Consider the following 16,273-nt stretch of genomic DNA (forward strand, 5'->3'; position numbering starts at 1 on the left):
CAATCATCTTAAGCCTCGGCCTTAATCGGCCGGGGCTTTTTGTTTTTTATGATTAAATTTTTAATCATGCTGTTTTCGCAGTAATCACGAACTGCTTTCCAAGTGACTCAATAGCTGAGTCGAAAACATCCATTTTGGTCTTATGGTTTACATCCAATAGGCGGCCAATATGCGGCGCATGTGATCCCATACGGCGAGCGAGTTCAGCGTTTGAAATGCCTTGAGCAATCATTTCATCAGAAATAATTGATTTGAGCTCCGTAGAGGTCGGTACGCGTACTAGATGCTCACCGTCCTCTGGTACTGATGCTGCTGGTACGGTTTTGCGCTCATCAATATAGATACTAATAGTTGTTTCCAGCATCTCAACCGAATTTCTAAGCGTCTCTTCTACCGTATCGCCGGCAGCGACAAAGGTTGGCAAATCTCTACATGTCGCCATATAACCGACTGAATCTTTTTCGACGCGGATTGGGTATTTCATAGTATTCCCTTTTGTTTATGCCGGAGGGCATCAATAAATTTCACCATGACCAAACCACTGGGCCCTTACAGGCCCAGCTCCTTCTTGATCTTGTTGACGATGCCAGTTCCAATTTCTTTCTTCCCGTGATCGGGAAGCGGAACCGTTATCCCGTTGTATGTGGCTTTTTTTCCGTGGCGCCCTTTACCTGAAGTGATAATAACGCCTCGGCTTTTTAGCCACCGATGAAACTCATTTGATGTCATTCCCTCCTCCTTAAGTGATGAACCAATTATATACCACTTATGGTAATACCACAAGTGGTAATATGTTATTTTTCCAGCCATTGAGCTGGTTTTTTATCAACACCAAACAGCTGGGGAGCCCAGCCCATGAATGTTATGCCCGGTCAAATTTCTACAGCAGCGAGCTACTGTACATCCGGCGCCCTCGCTTGCGGGGGATTCGTCGGCACATTCGCTCATGAAGTAAGCACGTGGAACTGGAGCACTATCACCATGATTGGTGGTGCCGTTATTGCTCTAGCGACATATCTCACTAATACGTATTTCCGCAGGAAAGACTCGAAAGCATACCGTGCTGCTCTTGCTCGCGGAAAGATAACGCCACCCACTCAGGACTAAGCCATGCGTATACCCGGCTCGCTTCGACAAAAAATTGTTGCTGCTGGGAGCGGTGGCGCAATTGCAGTTGCAGCAATACTTGCAATGCATTCTGAAGGTGTTTCATATCGTCCGTATTTCGACCCTACAGGCACTCTCACAGTGTGCTATGGACATACAGGATCAGACATTGATCCAAACCGCACGTACACACAGAGCGAATGCCAAGCGTTCCTGAATCACGATTTAGATATTGCGGACCGGGTGGTAAGACGCTATGCAACTGTTCCCATGAACGCCTACCAGCAAGGCTCTATGGATGACTTCGTGTTCAACATTGGAGCGGGCAATTTTCGTCGCTCCACTGTACTGAGGAAACTGAACAGCGGCGACTATGTGGGATCATGTTTCTCATTCAACGCGTGGGTCTATTCGAAAGGCATAAAGCTAAAAGGCCTCATGACGCGTAGGCAACTTGAGGACGCAGTGTGCAGCATAGGGAATGAACAATGACGCGATACGTATCCGGCTTCTTATCTCTTGTGTGTCTAATTCTTCTGTTCTCTTCATTGCACTTTCACGCTCTTTCGAATCAGCAGCATTTAAAGATCGAAGATCAGCAGAAAACTATTTCTGAAGATGAGCAAGCGAATCAGTCTCTGATGACAACGGCCTCGATGCTCAATGCCCGTAACAATACTCTCGTGAGGTCACTCAATGATCGCAGCAGCCAGCTGGCAGCCGAAAAGAGGCGTGCCGATGCAGACCGTTCAGCATATCAACAAGCGCTTTCTGATAATCATGGCTGGGCTGGTGAGCATGTTCCTGAGTCTGTCTCTCGCGTCTTGTACGCCGCAACCCACCCCAGTGTACCGAACGATTCAACAGCCCAAGCTGCGGGTTCCAAGTGAGCTCACAACCCCTCTCGAAAGGCCAAATTGCTTGTTCCGGTCAAACGCAAACTTGGGTGACTGCATTCTGATGCAGAGTGGTGTCATTGAAAGGGCTAACGCTGATCGTGCTGCACTGAGAAAAATTATTGAGGGAGAATAATGCTGTTCATTGCTTTTTTTGCTCTGCTTTGTGGATATCCGGATATCGCATTATATGCATGTTTTATGAATTTTGTGATGACGATTGATTAGCTAGTACACATGCAGATTAAGAGTTTGAGAGAAAAATGCATCTCCTTCAATTTATAAAAGAGTTCATCAACACATCTATCGAACCAGACGATCCATATGAGGAAAACATGACTGAAGCTAACAATGTACCGCAGCTCAACACCGAAGATGAATCCCAGCCAGTGGATAACCAAGCAAGTGTTGAAGCCCCGCACGATCCTGATGAAGCAAAGATCGACTCATTCATCACGAAGTTCAAGGCAGGTATTAAGATCGTTGAAAACGTGACTGACGAAGCGATCGAAGACGTTGCGGAATTTGTTAAGAAATACGTCTGATTAGAAATAATATTGCTACAACTCGTGCAACTTAATTAACACGTTCTCAAATATATCGGGGTTATACCCATAGCCCTGAATCTCAATGACAGGAAATTGCGCAATGAAAGGCTGTCTGCTCTGCAAAGATTATAAGTCGTTCAAGCAATTCATGATTGAGCGTGTGAAGAAGCAACAAGACAAGAATGATGAGGTAAAGAATTCATCAATGAATATTCGGAAAGACTTTGCTAGTTTATATCCTCTACATTTAATAGAGAGGAATAATCAATGGCAAAAGACATCTTTTCGAAAGGCGATATTGTTAAGTTGAAATCCGGCGGTCCAGAAATGACTGTTAAGAAACCCATGGAGGACATGCAAGGCGACCCGATAACATACAGGTGCCAATGGTTTGCAGGGAAAAAGCTTGAAGTTGGGGATTTCCCCCCAGAATCACTTATATATGCGGAAGTCGCAGAAAAAAAGTGATAGAAGCGTCCAGAGACGTATCAGATTGGATGCTACATAAGATAAAAATCGAAGGCTGTGTTTATCAGGATGATGTAGTTGACTATCTTGTTAAAAATGGCAGAGAAGACCTTTTGCGAGAAAACTCTGACGGCAACCAGGTTCTCGGAAAAGAGGTACTTTCAGATTTCAAAAAACTGACTCCTGATACCGTAGTGTGGATAAAGAAAGACCGGTATTGGCGATGGCGCGTTGATCAAGATGAGCCTGGGAGAGAATCAAAGGGATAGTTACATTCCCTATAACATTGACCGCCTTAGGGCGGTCTTTCTTTAGGAAAGGATTAAATTATGGCGACCCCAAAAAAAGGTCGCCCTACCAAGGTCGATGCCCCGATGCGCGTAAGCACGGCAAAAAAATACTTGGAGGGCGGATATGAAGATCAAAACGATGCTGTGCCTTCTGCCGCTGGTCTCGCATGTTATCTGGGTGTTCGGCGCTCTACTGTATACAAGTGGGGCGAAGAAGATGAAGTTTTTTCGGACATATTAGACAAAATTCAGGCGACGCAAGAGCGCATGTTGCTTTCCGGCGGTCTCACAAATGCGATGAATGCCACGATCGTAAAGCTGATGCTGGGCAAGCACGGCTATAGCGATAAGTCAGAAGTTGACAATACGTCAAGCGACGGCAGCATGTCACCCAAGCCGACAACTATTGAGCTGGTAACTCCTGATGTCAAAGGTTCAGATTGAGCTACCTCCAAAGCTGATACCTGTTTTTAATGGACCTGCAAGATACCGTGGTGCGTACGGGGGCAGGGGGAGCGGTAAGACCAGAACGTTTGCACTCATGTCAGCAGTACGTGCATACATGTTCGCTGAGGCGGGAATTAACGGCACAATCCTGTGCGGCCGTGAGTTCATGAACAGCCTTGAAGACTCCTCGATGGAAGAGGTAAAACAGGCCATAGCAGAGACACCATTTCTTGCTGCATATTTCGATGTGGGCGAGCGATATATCCGCACCCAGAATGGTCGAGTGACGTTCACTTTCGCGGGGCTTCGACATAATCTTGACTCAATCAAATCCAAGGCGCGCATCCTGATTGCATGGGTTGATGAGGCAGAGTCTGTATCGAATATTGCATGGCAGAAATTACTGCCTACTGTGCGTGAAGCCGATTCAGAAGTATGGGTGACTTGGAACCCAGAAAGGAAAGACAGCGCCACAGATGAGCGTTTTCGAAAGTCAATTCCAGACAACGCCAAGATTGTCGAGATCAATTACAGCGACAACCCATGGTTTCCTGCTGTGCTCGAGCAAGAGCGCTTAAACGATCTCAATCGTCTTGACCACTCTACTTATCGCTGGATTTGGGAAGGGGCTTATCTTGAGAACAGTGATAGCCAGGTACTCTCTGGGAAGTACGTAGTCCAAGAATTTAGCGATGATCTTTGGGAAAGCGCTGAACGTCTATTTTTTGGTGCTGACTTCGGTTTTGCACAAGACCCCAACACACTTGTACGCTGCTTCATTCTCGATGGGAATCTCTATATTGAATATGAGTGGTATGGGGAACATACAGAGCTCGACAATATGCCCAATGGGTACGATTCAATCCCTGAATCAAGGAAGTGGCCGATTAAGGCGGATAATTCACGCCCAGAAACAATCAGCTATCTTGCGCGTCAACATTTTCGAATCAGTGCCGCTAAGAAATGGCAAGGAAGTGTTGAAGACGGCATTTCGTATCTTCGCAGCTTCAAGAAAATCGTTATTCATCCACGATGCAAAAATGCGGCCCGGGAAGCCACGCTTTGGTCATACAAAACAGATCGAAACACTGGTGAAGTACTTCCCAAACTTCTCGACGGTAATGAGCACGTTTGGGATGCCGTCAGGTATGCACTTGATGGCTATATCACTGGCAAACGTGGTCTGAACATGAATCCCAACTTAGTCCGCAAGGCACAAACACGACAACGTATGATCTGATCCCAATCACCTTGGTGGCTGGGATTTTTTATTTCAGCTATAGGTGAATTATGAAGCGCAACGTAAACCTCAATCGCTCAGTGAACAGTCAGAGCGCAGGTAAAAAACGTGCGCGCATGGGCACTACACAAGCTATACGTAACCGCCTCGCTCAAGACGGCTATGTTCCTACCGAAGACGAGATAAAAGCGCTATACGGCGCTCCACGGACGTTAGGTGCGCCTCGTGACAAACGTGATTCTGCCCGCATGGCGATGGACCATCAAATGGAGATGCAGGGCTCTTTCTCACTTCTCCAACACGCTGCACAGATGGGACAGCTTGAACAACTTGGCGTGTCGTTCATGGGATATGGGGCTCTTTCAGGGCTTGCTCAAAATGGCTTGATTCGCGCTTGTGTAGAAACGGTGTCAGGAGACTCTACGCGGGAATTTATAGAGATTCACTCTCATGATAATGGCAATAAAAATGACGACGATAGTGAAGCCGTGCAGCGTCTAAATGATGGTATTGCTGACTTTGATTTGCGTGGAGTCTTCCAGCGGGCAGCTGAATGGGACGGGTATTTTGGTGGCTGTCTAATCTATATCGATACTGGTAAGTCCGGCTCTGAATTGCTGGAGCCACTTGATATCTCGCCTGAAAGCGCAGAATTGCAAAATCTGCAAGGCTTTCGTGTCGTTGAGCCGATAAATTGCTTCCCGGGGCAGTATGAAAGCACAAACCCGCTGGACCCTTATTACTTCGAAGCCAAAACGTGGTGGATACTCGGGCAAGAGGTACATTCTTCACGTGTTAGACGCATCGTAAGTAACGAAATGCCGGTTATTCTCAAGCCAAGCTATAACTTCTTTGGTCTTCCTCGTGCGCAGGTGCTGTATGACTACGTGCTTCACTTTCAAGAGGCACGGATGGATGCCTCTAGGCTGCTGAATAAGTTCAGCCTGACAACTCTAAAAACGGACATGCAGGATATTCTGACAAATCCATTCAGTGAAAAGTCGCTGGATAGCCGCTTGGCATATATGTCATCTTATCGATCCAATGACGGTATTCTAGCGATCGACAAGGACATGGAAGACATTATGCAGATAAATACCCCCATTGGGGGAGTTACTGATATTGTCCGCCAATCCCTTGAGCTTGTGGTTGTCATCAACAAGACCAACGTCGTGAAAACGCTTGGAACGTCGCCCGCTGGTTTTAATACTGGTGACTCTGACATGCAGAATCACAATGACACGATTCATCAGTATCAGGAAAAAACGTTCCGGCATGCTTTGCAAGACTGCCTTGATATCATCCAGATATTCAAGAACGGGACCCTTGAGCGCTCAGTAGAGTTTTCATTCATCCCCCTGGGTGAGGAAGACGTCAACGCACGCTCTCAGCGTAACTCGCAACAAGCCCAAGGTGATCAGATTTATGCGGATATGGGGGTTATCTCTCAAGAAGAGATTCGTACCCGGTTAGCAACTGATCCTGACAGTCCTTACCGCTTCATTGATGCTGACGTCATGCCTAATCAGCCTCTTATCGATGATACCGACGAAGAAGGGGAGCTGAATGATACAGAGCTGAATCATTTTGATCATGAAGACGATGACTACAGCGAATATGCTTGAGTGAGGATGCAATATGGGTACGGCTATTAAACGTAAGCCCATCGCCACGCGTGTCATTCGCCCGAACAAAGGCCTAGAGGTTGCATATCGCAAGAAGCTTCTTCAGCTCAGCGAGGAAATGCAGGCATCAATTCTTCGTTTTGTGATTGCTGAATACAAACGCCAGGGTATTGCCCTCGATGAAAACCCTGCACTGGCTCTTGGGCGCCGGATTGCGCGATTGCGTAAGCAGTGGACCCGTCGATTCAATGAGTTTGCAAAGATTCAGAGTGCTTGGTTCACGACTCAGGCTGACAAGAATACTACGAACGCCACTAAATCGGCTGTCAGCGATGCGTACCGGAATTTGTTTAAATCTGGCTACCGCAATCGCAATGCTGACGTTGAAGGTGATGCAACAGCATTTCAGCGCAATGCTAAAGCAATATCGGTAAAGATGAAGCCAAGCAAAGAGTTGAACATGGTGCTGGCTAGCATTCGCTCCGAACAAGTCAATCTCATCAAGTCGATTCCTGAACGTCATCTCGATCAAGTTTCAACATTGGTTCAGCAATCAGTGGCGCGGGGTCGTGATATTGGTGGATTGAAAAAAGAGCTGAAGCGTCAATTCGGCGTTACTGAACGCAGAGCAATAGTGATTGCTCGTGATCAGAACAACAAGGCCTCAGATGCGATACAGAATGCCCGTGCTCAACAGCTTGGCGCACGTTATGCGTACTGGGAACACTATTCAGCAGGCCAAAAGACATTTCGCCAGTCACATGTTCATGCTGACGGATGGAAGTTCGATATTACGAAAGGTTGTCTTATAGGCGGAAAAAGAATCATGCCGGGCGAAGAGCCGAACTGTCGCTGTGGAAAACGCTTGATCCTGCCCGGCATGCCAGACGATAACGATGAAAACTTGCATTGATTCATCTTTTAACCATTCACCCTAGCCGCCCTCTGAGGCGGTTTTTTTACGCCAAGAGAAAATGATATGGCTAATAAAAAACCTGCGCTCAAAAGGGGCGTAGTTACTCGCAAGAAGATGGCTCAAGACTTCGCCCAAATTGTTGAGGGGTCGAAGCGATCAAAAAATGAAGATGGCTATCTTCAAGTAAAAGACTGCCCAGTAATGACCGCAGGCGTATCGCCGTATTACGGGTATGAAATTGCTGACGATAATCCGGATATTGACCCGGAAGAGATTTATTACGCCTTCCGACCTGCGGATGAAATAGAGGAGGCTATGGAGACGGCAAATGGCGTACCTCTTCTCCGGAAGCATAAGCCCGATTCTGCAGCTGAACCCAACCTTGAACTTCGTGTTGGTAGTGTCGGCACATCTCCCACATGGGACGGTGAAACGCTTAAAAATACGCTCACAGTTACAGATCAGGACGCCATTGATGCTATTGAGGACCGATCTCTGCGCGAGCTGTCACCAGGCTACTACTACGACGTCGATTGGAAGCCTGGTGAGTACAAAGGCATTCCATACGACTTCATTATGAAAAACATTCGTTTTAACCACCTTGCCTTGGTGGCTGAAGCGCGACAAGGCCCTTCGATGTATGTGGCCGATTCCAAGCCCACGGGCATCCCCTCCAAAGCAAAAAAGGTAAAACACATGAACCGAAAACAATTCGCGGCAAAAGTGGCTTTGCGTGCTGCTATTCGGCCGTATCTAGCCACCGATGCAATGCCTGACATTGATGATCAGGTTGAGTCAAAAAATGGCCCAAAAGCCTTGGCAAATGCTGTGATGAAAGTCATCAAGCCAGAGCTTTCAGAAGATTGTGATCTCGAAGCTGATGACCTGGCGGACGTGATCAAAGCCGCACAGCAGGCTGCTACTGAAGATGTTGAAGAGTCTGACGATGAGATTGCGGAAGATGACTTCGACACCGCCGCCCCTGCCGACAGCGTTCGCAAGGTTCTCGAACAGTCCGGTGCACCCGATGATCTCATCGAAACAATCGTGGCATTTATTCAAGGCGCTCACGATGATGAAAACCTTGATGATGACGATCAGGCGCAGGATGAAGAAGAAACCGAATCACGTCGCTCCGAAGCTGCTCGATTGAGCGAGGATGAAGATGACGACGAGTCGGAAGAAGAGCGTTCACGTGCAGCTAAAAAAAGCGCAATGGATGCAGCAACCGTAAACCGTCGCATTGAGAAAATGCGTCAGCAGGAACGTGATCGCAGCCGTGCATTGCATGAAGCTGGCGAAGATGTGCGCTCTGTACTCGGATCTCAGAACGTCTTTGCATTCGACTCAGCAAGCGACATCTACAAGAAAGCATGCAAGAAGATGGGCCTTGATACTCAAGGGGTTCATCCGTCTGCCATGCGCTCTCTTTTCCGTTCGGCTGCAAAATTCGAAAAACGTCGAGTTGCGCAGGATGCATTGCCTGACTTCGACACTTCCACCACCGATTTTGATGCCTACCCGGGCCTCAAAAACATTCAACTGTAAGGGGTAGTCATGACTCTTCAAACACAAGTTAATCTTTACTATGCCCCAGCGGTGGTCGGAGATCGAGCGACCAGTAACCCGATGGTGTACACCGCCGGAAACCCATTCAGCCAAGGTACCGTTACTGTTGGTAATTTCGTTTTCTCTGGTGATAACCCGACTGGTCAGGCGACCGCTTCAGGAAGCAATTCTTCGCAAGTGTTGGGTATCGTTGAGCGTGTTCTCAATTATTACATGTTCAATGTGCTTGAGGCCGGTCAGATCACTATTCCGGATCAGCAGCCGCTGACAGTCGTTCGAAAAGGCGACATGTGGGTTAAACCAACATCTCCGATGAATATCGGTGACGAGGTAAAAGCCTCAACTACTGACGGCAGCGTGGGAACTGATGGTGTTTCTACCGGATGGATCGTGAAATATTACGACTCTGCGTCTGGCATGGCCGTTATCTCCAATTGGGATAACAACACTGCTGCGCCTGCAAATGGGGCATCCAGTGGCAACAGCGGTAATGATCAGTCTGGCTCGGTTCCCGTGACTGGCGTATCTCTTGATTCAACCGCTGCATTGGCTGTTAAAGTGGGCGATACGGCAACCACCACTGCAGCAGTCGCTCCATCTGATGCAACTGACAAGACCATTAGTGCTGCAACAGCTGATAGCTCAATTGCTACCGCTTCCGTGTCTGGCTCTACTGTCTCAGTCAAAGGTGTGAAAGCAGGTTCCACAACGCTAACTGTTACTACAGAAGACGGCAACAAAACAGTACAGCGTGCTGTGAACGTCTCAGCCGCCAGCTAACAACTCACTCAAAGCAAATCAAGCCACCTCAGGGTGGCTTTTTTATTGCCCAAAGAAAATTCAAGGAAATTCACAATGGCACAAACGCTTAATGATTTTGCCAAGTATGGATTCAGCTCTCAACATCCTCAGCGAGGGTTGATTACACCTGAAACCATGCATCGTATCGCGCAAGATGCTGCTCTTATTACAGAGCCAAACACTGCAGTTCCAGTCGAGCTAACGGCATACTTTGACCCTCAGGTCATTGATATCCTGACTGCCCCACGTAATGCACGTGAAATCTTCAAGGAAGAAAAGAAAGGGGATTGGACCTCTTCTTACATGAAGTGGCGCACCAATGAAATCGTGGGTAATACCCAGCCCTATTCAGATTATGGGCAATCTGGTAATGCCAACACAAACTACAACTGGAATACGCGTGAGCAGTATCGCTTCCAGACAATCATCAACTACGGCGATCTTGAAGTAGCAATGAGCTCGGCAGCCAAGATTGGCCTGGCATCAGACAAACAGCGTGCAGCTGCACAGATCATTGAAATTGATCAGAACCGTTTCTATTGCTACGGCGTACGGGGCATGGAAATTTACGGCATTTTGAATGACCCCAATTTGCCAGATTCAATTTCGCCTCTATCTACCAATGATGGCGTCGAGTGGGAAGGGAAAAGCACTGTAGAGCGCTATAACGATGTTCTTGCAGTATTCCAGCGCATTGCTAATCAGACTCAGGGGATTGTTTCCAATGCTGATGAATTGGTGCTGGCTGTATCTCCTCAGGTAAATGTTTATCTCGGTGCAGCTACTGACTTCAACGTTTCTGTGCTTGATATGCTGAAGAAATACTTCACCAATCTTCGTATCGTGGTTCTTCCGCAGCTTGCCGCTGGCAATAACGCCAAGGGTGAAACACTTTACATGGTGGCTCCACGCATTGCTGGCATGCCTTCTGGCATCTTGGGATACGGCGAGAAATTCCGTGCCGGACGTATTATCCCCGCACTAAGCTCATTCTCTCAGAAAATGAGTGCAACCACCTATGGTGGTGTGGTTCAGGTGCCAGCCGCAATTGGAAGCATGGTTGGCATTTAAGAAAAAGGTGGTTGTATGAGGCGCTAATAGCGTCTTTTTTTATGCCTAAATTTTGGCTCCTACGGGAGCCTTTTTATTTGGAGAAATATAATGGCTAGCACTGTACACGTCCGAGCAAACCTACCTCGTGGGCATGTTTTCCGATTGAAGAGCGGTAAGGAAATCCGTATCAACGGGAATGCCAATCATCTTATCGGGATGGAAAAGGGTATTCTGCCCATTGGTCAGTATGGCATTACCGAAATGCCTGTGACTGACTGGGAAGCGATCAAAGCCGAATTTGGCAAAACTCGACTCTTGAAGGAAGGGCTTGTGTTTGCTCAAGATACCGCGGCCAAGGCACGCGATCAGGCAAACGAGCAAGAAGAGCTGCGTCATGGACTTGAAGCCGCAGATAAGACTTCAGGTGTAACGCGTGAAGCGCCTGCGGATGCCGCATAATGACAGCCGTCACTTTCAACCCTGATGAGTGGCGGCAATCATTTCCTGCCTTTTCTGGGTTGAGTGATGCCCAGCTTCAAATGGCATGGGATGTAGCTACCACGATTGTATCGAATGACGACTGTTCTCAAGTCCCTTACAACCCTCCTAATGTGACAAGTCGGCAGACAATCCTCTATATGCTGGTGGCGCATATCGTGGCTTTAGGGGTTGCTGGCAGCCCTTCATCAAATAGTGGATCATCATCTGATGGAAGCTCAACCAATAGCTCCGTTGGCGATGGTGCGCAAGCTGGCCCCATCACAAGCGCAAGCGAGGGATCGGTGAGTGTTAGCTTTGCTGTGTCTGGTCCGGATAGCAGTGGGAGTAATGCTGGGTGGTATAACCAGACTCGCTATGGGCAAACGGTACTCCGTTTATTGCGTCCGTACATGATGGGCGGTAGGTATTACGCTACACGGCATATCCATCCATGGGGGTAATATGGAAAACTCTGTTACGTCGGACATAGACATCGAAGAAGCGCTGGCAAAGATTCAGATTCCAGAAAACTTGTCTGTACGTGTCGGCATCTTGGATGGTGCTACAAACGAACAGGGCGACCTTATTGCCCCCTATGCGGCTGCAAACGAACTGGGAGCCACCATTCATGTGCCGGAACAGCAGAGGGATATGAATTTCAAAATAGCCAAGGATGGTAAGTCACGTTTTTCTACTCTTTCGAAGGCCAATTTTCAGGAAAACGTGACGGTGCCAGCACACACGGTTGTTATCCCTCCGCGTCCATTTTTGCGCTCTACTGTTGCTGAAAAAGGGAAGAATTGGGCGCAGGCCCTGAAGTTTGAGATTGTCCAGCAAGGGATTACGGCTGATTCTGTAAAACTCGCTCTGACTGCGGTCGGAGAGATGGCAGCGAATGATGTTCGAAGCACTATCCAGAAAGGCGTTAATCCTGCCAATGCCCCGTCCACAATTAAGCAGAAACAGCGCCGAGGCAATGCAGATCCGGAGCATACTCTGGTAAATACTGGGTCAATGCAGGCTGCAATAAGTTATGGGGTGGATGATGAATCTTAGACAGATAGCAAATAGTGCGACACGTCAGATTCATCACAATATTGCCGCACAGATTTATCGATCAACTGGCGCAACGGTACTGCCCGACGGTAGTCAGGTGCCCGGCTATGCGCCGCCCATTGATATTCAAGTGCAAATGCAGGCTGTTTCTCAACGTGATTTGGAGCATGCCGATGCGATCAACCTCCAGGGTAAACTGGTAAGTTTTTGGGTCAATGGGCAGTATCACGGTATTCAGCGGAAACAAGCGACAGGCGGTGACATTATTGTTGTGAACGGTGAGCAATGGCTGATCGTTGCGGTTCCTGAAATATGGGATTTGTGGACGCACTGCATTGGGTGCTTGCAGGTAACCACTGATCTGAACATCGATGAAGGATGGGACTAATGATTGAACACCATCCGTCGCTCAAGATGATAAATCCCCAGATTGGTAACTCTCTGACTCTCTCTGATATGTACACAGCACTGCGCTCTGTACTGCTTAATATTTTCGATTGCCCGGTGCTACAGGGTGGCGAGAATAGGGTGGCATTACCGGTTGGTAACAGTGTCATCATGAACTCACTTTTGTTTGAGGAATTTTCGACAAACAGGGTCTATTACGAGGAGTCTGATGGAGTAGGTCAGGAAATCCACGAACGAACAACGGTATGGCAGGTGCAGGTTGATTGTTACGGCAAAGATGCTGAGATAATGGCTCAAACAATATCAACGCTAATTCGCTCAGACAAAGGCTGTGAGTGGTTTAGAGAGACAGGGTATGACATTACCCCTCTTTATGCTTCAACGCCACGTCAGACGAATTTCATCGACTCCGAGAGCCAGTATGGTGGGCGATACTCCGTTGATCTCCATCTCAACCCTGTAATTCGCATTGCAGTTCCGCAATCATTTTTCAATAGCGTCGATTTGAAAGCCATATCAACGGATGCGTATCAGAATGAGCTTTCAGAGAAACCCCAATAAATCATTGCAAATGCAATAAATAAAATTGCAATGCAATTCAACATGCCGCCGTCGTGCGGCTTTTTTGTGCCCGGAGATAAAATATGGCGATTTCGCTTGGCGTCGATGCAACAATTCGACCCGGTGTGCTGCAGACGGCAGGTACTGCTTTGGATTTGAATGGCCTCATTCTTTCCAGTGCAACTACATTACCCCTCGGCGCGCCTCTTTACTTTACAAACCCTGATGATGTGTCCAGCTATTTTGGCCCAACTGCCGATGAAACATCTATGGCTGAAATTTACTTCCAGGGATATGACAACTCAACTGTAACGCCAGGACGATTATATTTCTCGGCATTCAATACATCTGATGCTGCAGCATTTCTGCGCTCTGGATCATGGGCTGGTATCACTGTAGCGGATCTGCAAAAAATAAGTGGCTCTCTATCAATCACAGTTGACAACAACAGTGTCAGCGGCAATGTAGATCTATCAAAGGTCACTTCAATTGCCGAAGCCGCACAGGAAATCGGTACTACCCTGGGTAGCACTGTGACAGTCAGCTACAACACTGATACCTCAGCGCTGTTCATTACATCTACTAGTACCGGTGCAACTTCCCAGATCAGTTATGGTTCAGGTGATGCTGCTGCTGCACTCATGCTGACACAGAATACACGGGCCCAGACATCGCAGGGGGCATCATCAGCTGATCCGGCAACAGCAATGAATGGCATCCAGAACGTCAATCAGGACTGGGTACTATTCACGACTGCTTTCCAGGCGACCTCCGAGCAGTATCTGGCATTTTCTAAATGGGCATCCGGTACAAATGATCGGTTCGGCTTTGTCGGCTGGAGCAATGATGGCTCCGAAGTGCAAGAAAACTCTACAACAACGCTGGCATATCAAGTCACGCAGAATGGCTATAACGGTACGGTACCAGTATACGGCGATCAGGCTCATGCTGCTGGCGTACTAGCTTATGCCGCATCGCTCAACTTCAATCTGAATAACGGGCGCCGGTCACTCAAGTTTCGTTCACAGCAAGGCCTTATCCCATTCGTCAATGACAACCAGACACATGCTGTTCTAACTGCAAATGGGTACAACTTTTATGGCTCATATGCTGAGAATCGCTTGAGCAACACTTACTGGGCGCAGGGCACTATCACTGGTAAGTGGAAGTGGCTTGATGCTTTTCTTGGGCAAGTCTGGTTTAACGCAAGCCTGCAAGGTGATGAGATTGAGCTTTTCACCTCTGAAAATTATCTTCCCTACAACCAGCTTGGTCGGTCAGCTGTAGAAGCAGCATGTAAGGCCACGATTGAGCAGTTTAAAGATTGGGGCGGATTCTCTGCGGGAGAAGAGATTGATCCTGTGCAGGCACAATCAATCGCAAGCGTGACCGGTCATGATGTAACGGCAATGCTTTATGCGGAAGGCTATTACTTCTATGTCGGTGATATGACGCCAACAATGCGCTCATCCCGCACTACACCCACGTGTTTCATCTGGTACCAGGATGGCGGCGTGATTCAACAGCTCACCATCAATTCAGTAGAGGTGCAATAACATGTCCGGAACAATTACAAGTGCTGACGTTGTTGCACGTATCACTGTAACGAACCTATTCCCCTCTGGTTTCACAATTCAAGGGTTTGCTGCAGACAACATTTACGATGTTGATGCGCTTACTCTTGCTGAAACAGTTATGGGGGTTGACGGTAAGCTTTCTGCAGGTGCGGTACGCAACTCTATCAATCAGACATGGCATATCATGCCAGATAGTGAAACGTATGAACGCATTCGAGACTGGGCCCAGCGGTCGAGAACAGATACAGCCGTATACCGCTGCAATCTTGAAGTAACATTCCGGTCGAGCGGCCAGAAATTCGTTCACACAAACGGGGTGTTGCTCAGGTCAAATGTGATGCCCAGTGCGGCACGTACACTTCGGCCAATTGACTTCGTGATCCAATGGGAGTCAATAACAGGGATCAGCACAGCAAGTTAACAGTAAATAGCATCGAATAAGGCCCGCCATTGAGCGGGCTTTTCTTTGTGCGCCATGCCCGACGCAATCACCCAGAACCTTTCAGAAAGAGCCTTTGGAGAAATGCCGGTAATAGTCGGCGGACTTTCTGGGGCTGGCATTTCTGGGCAACAAGGGTTCTTTACTAAAAGGTAAATCGCAATGAGTAATATTATTCTCAATCGAGTTCAAAGAGAGGCTGGGGAACTTCGCAACAAACGTTGCCTGTACTGCATATTTTTTAGTCATGGAATAATGAAAGTAGGCAGAACCACCAACATGGCTGGAAGATTAGATGCAATATTGAGTCACGGATTATTGAATGATCTGTTGGTAGATGCGGTGTTTATAGCTGTTGGAAGAGATACAGATATTGCCAAGGCAGAAGCTCAGGCTTTAAGGAAGTTCTCCAAAACAACGCATAAGCATTCGCAGGAAGTTTTTTCATCCATCAATAGAAAGCAAGCTGAGAAAATACTAATAGACACTGTAGCAGAAGCCCCAAAGAATACAGAGAAACCCAAAACAAATAAGGATTTTCATGAAGTTGCCAAAAGCTGTGGCATGTATAGAGCATTAATGATTATCGCTGCCGAAAAAGCGCAAAAGATGGGAATGCATAGTAAAGGAAAGGAAATAGAGCACATGCTCAGAACGTTTGATGATGACCAGATCGCTCAATACATGCAGTCCTTATCAGCATAAATTCCATAACCATCAAATACACCGCCCTCCGGCGGTTTTTTGCCAAAATTAGACCGGCCACGTGCCGGTTTTTTGTATCAGGAGCAC

At 47.6% G+C, this 16,273-nt stretch carries 23 protein-coding genes; 21 read left to right on the forward strand and 2 right to left on the reverse strand.

Going from position 1 to position 16,273, the window contains the following annotated elements:
* Nucleotides 1–64: 64 nt before the first annotated feature.
* Both LMG33818_RS00125 and LMG33818_RS00130 read right to left on the reverse strand, forming a co-directional pair.
* The gene (locus LMG33818_RS00125; RefSeq protein WP_442321319.1) at nt 65–484 is read right to left on the reverse strand and encodes a type II toxin-antitoxin system HicB family antitoxin; all 420 of its coding nucleotides are present in this window, start codon (nt 482–484) and stop codon (nt 65–67) included.
* Between the two features lie 65 nt (nt 485–549).
* Nucleotides 550–729: a type II toxin-antitoxin system HicA family toxin gene (locus LMG33818_RS00130; RefSeq protein ID WP_442321320.1), complete on the reverse strand. Its 180-nt coding sequence runs from the start codon at nt 727–729 to the stop codon at nt 550–552.
* A 126-nt stretch (nt 730–855) separates the two neighbouring features.
* On the opposite strand from LMG33818_RS00130, the gene LMG33818_RS00135 reads away from it, so the two are divergent.
* The 21 genes from LMG33818_RS00135 to LMG33818_RS00235 all read left to right on the forward strand — a co-directional run bounded on the left by LMG33818_RS00135 (nt 856) and on the right by LMG33818_RS00235 (nt 16,186).
* Nucleotides 856–1,107, forward strand: coding sequence for a phage holin (locus LMG33818_RS00135; protein ID WP_442321321.1), 252 nt, complete (start codon nt 856–858; stop codon nt 1,105–1,107).
* Nucleotides 1,108–1,110: 3 nt separating this feature from the next.
* The gene (locus LMG33818_RS00140; RefSeq protein WP_442321322.1) at nt 1,111–1,599 is read left to right on the forward strand and encodes a lysozyme; all 489 of its coding nucleotides are present in this window, start codon (nt 1,111–1,113) and stop codon (nt 1,597–1,599) included.
* Nucleotides 1,596–1,997: a hypothetical protein gene (locus LMG33818_RS00145; protein ID WP_442321323.1), complete on the forward strand. Its 402-nt coding sequence runs from the start codon at nt 1,596–1,598 to the stop codon at nt 1,995–1,997. Before LMG33818_RS00140 ends, LMG33818_RS00145 begins: the two co-directional genes overlap by 4 nt.
* A 341-nt stretch (nt 1,998–2,338) precedes the next feature.
* The gene (locus LMG33818_RS00150) at nt 2,339–2,548 is read left to right on the forward strand and encodes a hypothetical protein (RefSeq protein ID WP_442321324.1); all 210 of its coding nucleotides are present in this window, start codon (nt 2,339–2,341) and stop codon (nt 2,546–2,548) included.
* A 270-nt stretch (nt 2,549–2,818) separates the two neighbouring features.
* Nucleotides 2,819–3,019 carry a DUF2158 domain-containing protein gene (locus LMG33818_RS00155; protein ID WP_442321325.1) on the forward strand — a complete coding sequence of 67 codons (201 nt, stop codon included), beginning with the start codon at nt 2,819–2,821 and terminating at the stop codon, nt 3,017–3,019.
* Nucleotides 3,016–3,288, forward strand: coding sequence for a DUF6953 family protein (locus LMG33818_RS00160; RefSeq protein WP_442321326.1), 273 nt, complete (start codon nt 3,016–3,018; stop codon nt 3,286–3,288). Before LMG33818_RS00155 ends, LMG33818_RS00160 begins: the two co-directional genes overlap by 4 nt.
* A 60-nt stretch (nt 3,289–3,348) precedes the next feature.
* Nucleotides 3,349–3,753 (forward strand): DNA-packaging protein, encoded by a 405-nt coding sequence (locus LMG33818_RS00165; RefSeq protein WP_442321327.1) that lies wholly within the window; start codon nt 3,349–3,351, stop codon nt 3,751–3,753.
* On the forward strand, nt 3,734–4,996 hold the full coding sequence (locus tag LMG33818_RS00170) for a PBSX family phage terminase large subunit (protein ID WP_442321328.1): 1,263 nt from the start codon (nt 3,734–3,736) through the stop codon (nt 4,994–4,996). Before LMG33818_RS00165 ends, LMG33818_RS00170 begins: the two co-directional genes overlap by 20 nt.
* Nucleotides 4,997–5,046: 50 nt before the next feature.
* The gene (locus LMG33818_RS00175) at nt 5,047–6,621 is read left to right on the forward strand and encodes an anti-CBASS protein Acb1 family protein (protein WP_442321329.1); all 1,575 of its coding nucleotides are present in this window, start codon (nt 5,047–5,049) and stop codon (nt 6,619–6,621) included.
* 13 nt (nt 6,622–6,634) lie between these two features.
* Nucleotides 6,635–7,534 carry a phage head morphogenesis protein gene (locus LMG33818_RS00180; RefSeq protein WP_442321330.1) on the forward strand — a complete coding sequence of 300 codons (900 nt, stop codon included), beginning with the start codon at nt 6,635–6,637 and terminating at the stop codon, nt 7,532–7,534.
* Nucleotides 7,535–7,600: 66 nt separating this feature from the next.
* The gene (locus tag LMG33818_RS00185; protein ID WP_442321331.1) at nt 7,601–9,085 is read left to right on the forward strand and encodes a DUF2213 domain-containing protein; all 1,485 of its coding nucleotides are present in this window, start codon (nt 7,601–7,603) and stop codon (nt 9,083–9,085) included.
* Nucleotides 9,086–9,094: 9 nt separating this feature from the next.
* The gene (locus LMG33818_RS00190; protein ID WP_442321332.1) at nt 9,095–9,886 is read left to right on the forward strand and encodes an Ig-like domain-containing protein; all 792 of its coding nucleotides are present in this window, start codon (nt 9,095–9,097) and stop codon (nt 9,884–9,886) included.
* A gap of 75 nt (nt 9,887–9,961) precedes the next feature.
* Nucleotides 9,962–10,978, forward strand: a complete 1,017-nt coding sequence (locus LMG33818_RS00195; RefSeq protein ID WP_442321333.1) for a major capsid family protein — start codon at nt 9,962–9,964, stop codon at nt 10,976–10,978.
* Nucleotides 10,979–11,068: 90 nt separating this feature from the next.
* Nucleotides 11,069–11,419, forward strand: coding sequence for a hypothetical protein (locus tag LMG33818_RS00200; protein WP_442321334.1), 351 nt, complete (start codon nt 11,069–11,071; stop codon nt 11,417–11,419).
* Nucleotides 11,419–11,901 (forward strand): DUF4054 domain-containing protein, encoded by a 483-nt coding sequence (locus LMG33818_RS00205; RefSeq protein WP_442321335.1) that lies wholly within the window; start codon nt 11,419–11,421, stop codon nt 11,899–11,901. Before LMG33818_RS00200 ends, LMG33818_RS00205 begins: the two co-directional genes overlap by 1 nt.
* Nucleotide 11,902: 1 nt before the next feature.
* A complete protein-coding gene (locus LMG33818_RS00210) occupies nt 11,903–12,496 on the forward strand; it encodes a hypothetical protein (protein ID WP_442321336.1) in 594 nt (197 codons plus the stop codon).
* Nucleotides 12,486–12,884, forward strand: coding sequence for a phage collar protein (locus LMG33818_RS00215; RefSeq protein ID WP_442321337.1), 399 nt, complete (start codon nt 12,486–12,488; stop codon nt 12,882–12,884). Before LMG33818_RS00210 ends, LMG33818_RS00215 begins: the two co-directional genes overlap by 11 nt.
* Nucleotides 12,884–13,465, forward strand: a complete 582-nt coding sequence (locus LMG33818_RS00220) for a phage neck terminator protein (RefSeq protein ID WP_442321338.1) — start codon at nt 12,884–12,886, stop codon at nt 13,463–13,465. The genes LMG33818_RS00215 and LMG33818_RS00220 overlap by 1 nt, the downstream gene beginning before the upstream one ends.
* An 83-nt stretch (nt 13,466–13,548) precedes the next feature.
* Nucleotides 13,549–15,021 (forward strand): DUF3383 domain-containing protein, encoded by a 1,473-nt coding sequence (locus tag LMG33818_RS00225; RefSeq protein ID WP_442321339.1) that lies wholly within the window; start codon nt 13,549–13,551, stop codon nt 15,019–15,021.
* Between the two features lies 1 nt (nt 15,022).
* Complete coding sequence (locus LMG33818_RS00230) at nt 15,023–15,463, forward strand: phage tail fiber protein (RefSeq protein ID WP_442321340.1); 441 nt, start codon at nt 15,023–15,025, stop codon at nt 15,461–15,463.
* 180 nt (nt 15,464–15,643) lie between these two features.
* Nucleotides 15,644–16,186: a hypothetical protein gene (locus LMG33818_RS00235; protein WP_442321341.1), complete on the forward strand. Its 543-nt coding sequence runs from the start codon at nt 15,644–15,646 to the stop codon at nt 16,184–16,186.
* Nucleotides 16,187–16,273: the final 87 nt, after the last annotated feature.

Origin of the sequence: Cernens ardua (genome assembly GCF_051251085.1) — a bacterium.
In the GTDB taxonomy this organism is placed as follows: Bacteria; Pseudomonadota; Gammaproteobacteria; order Pseudomonadales; family Halomonadaceae; genus Cernens; species Cernens ardua.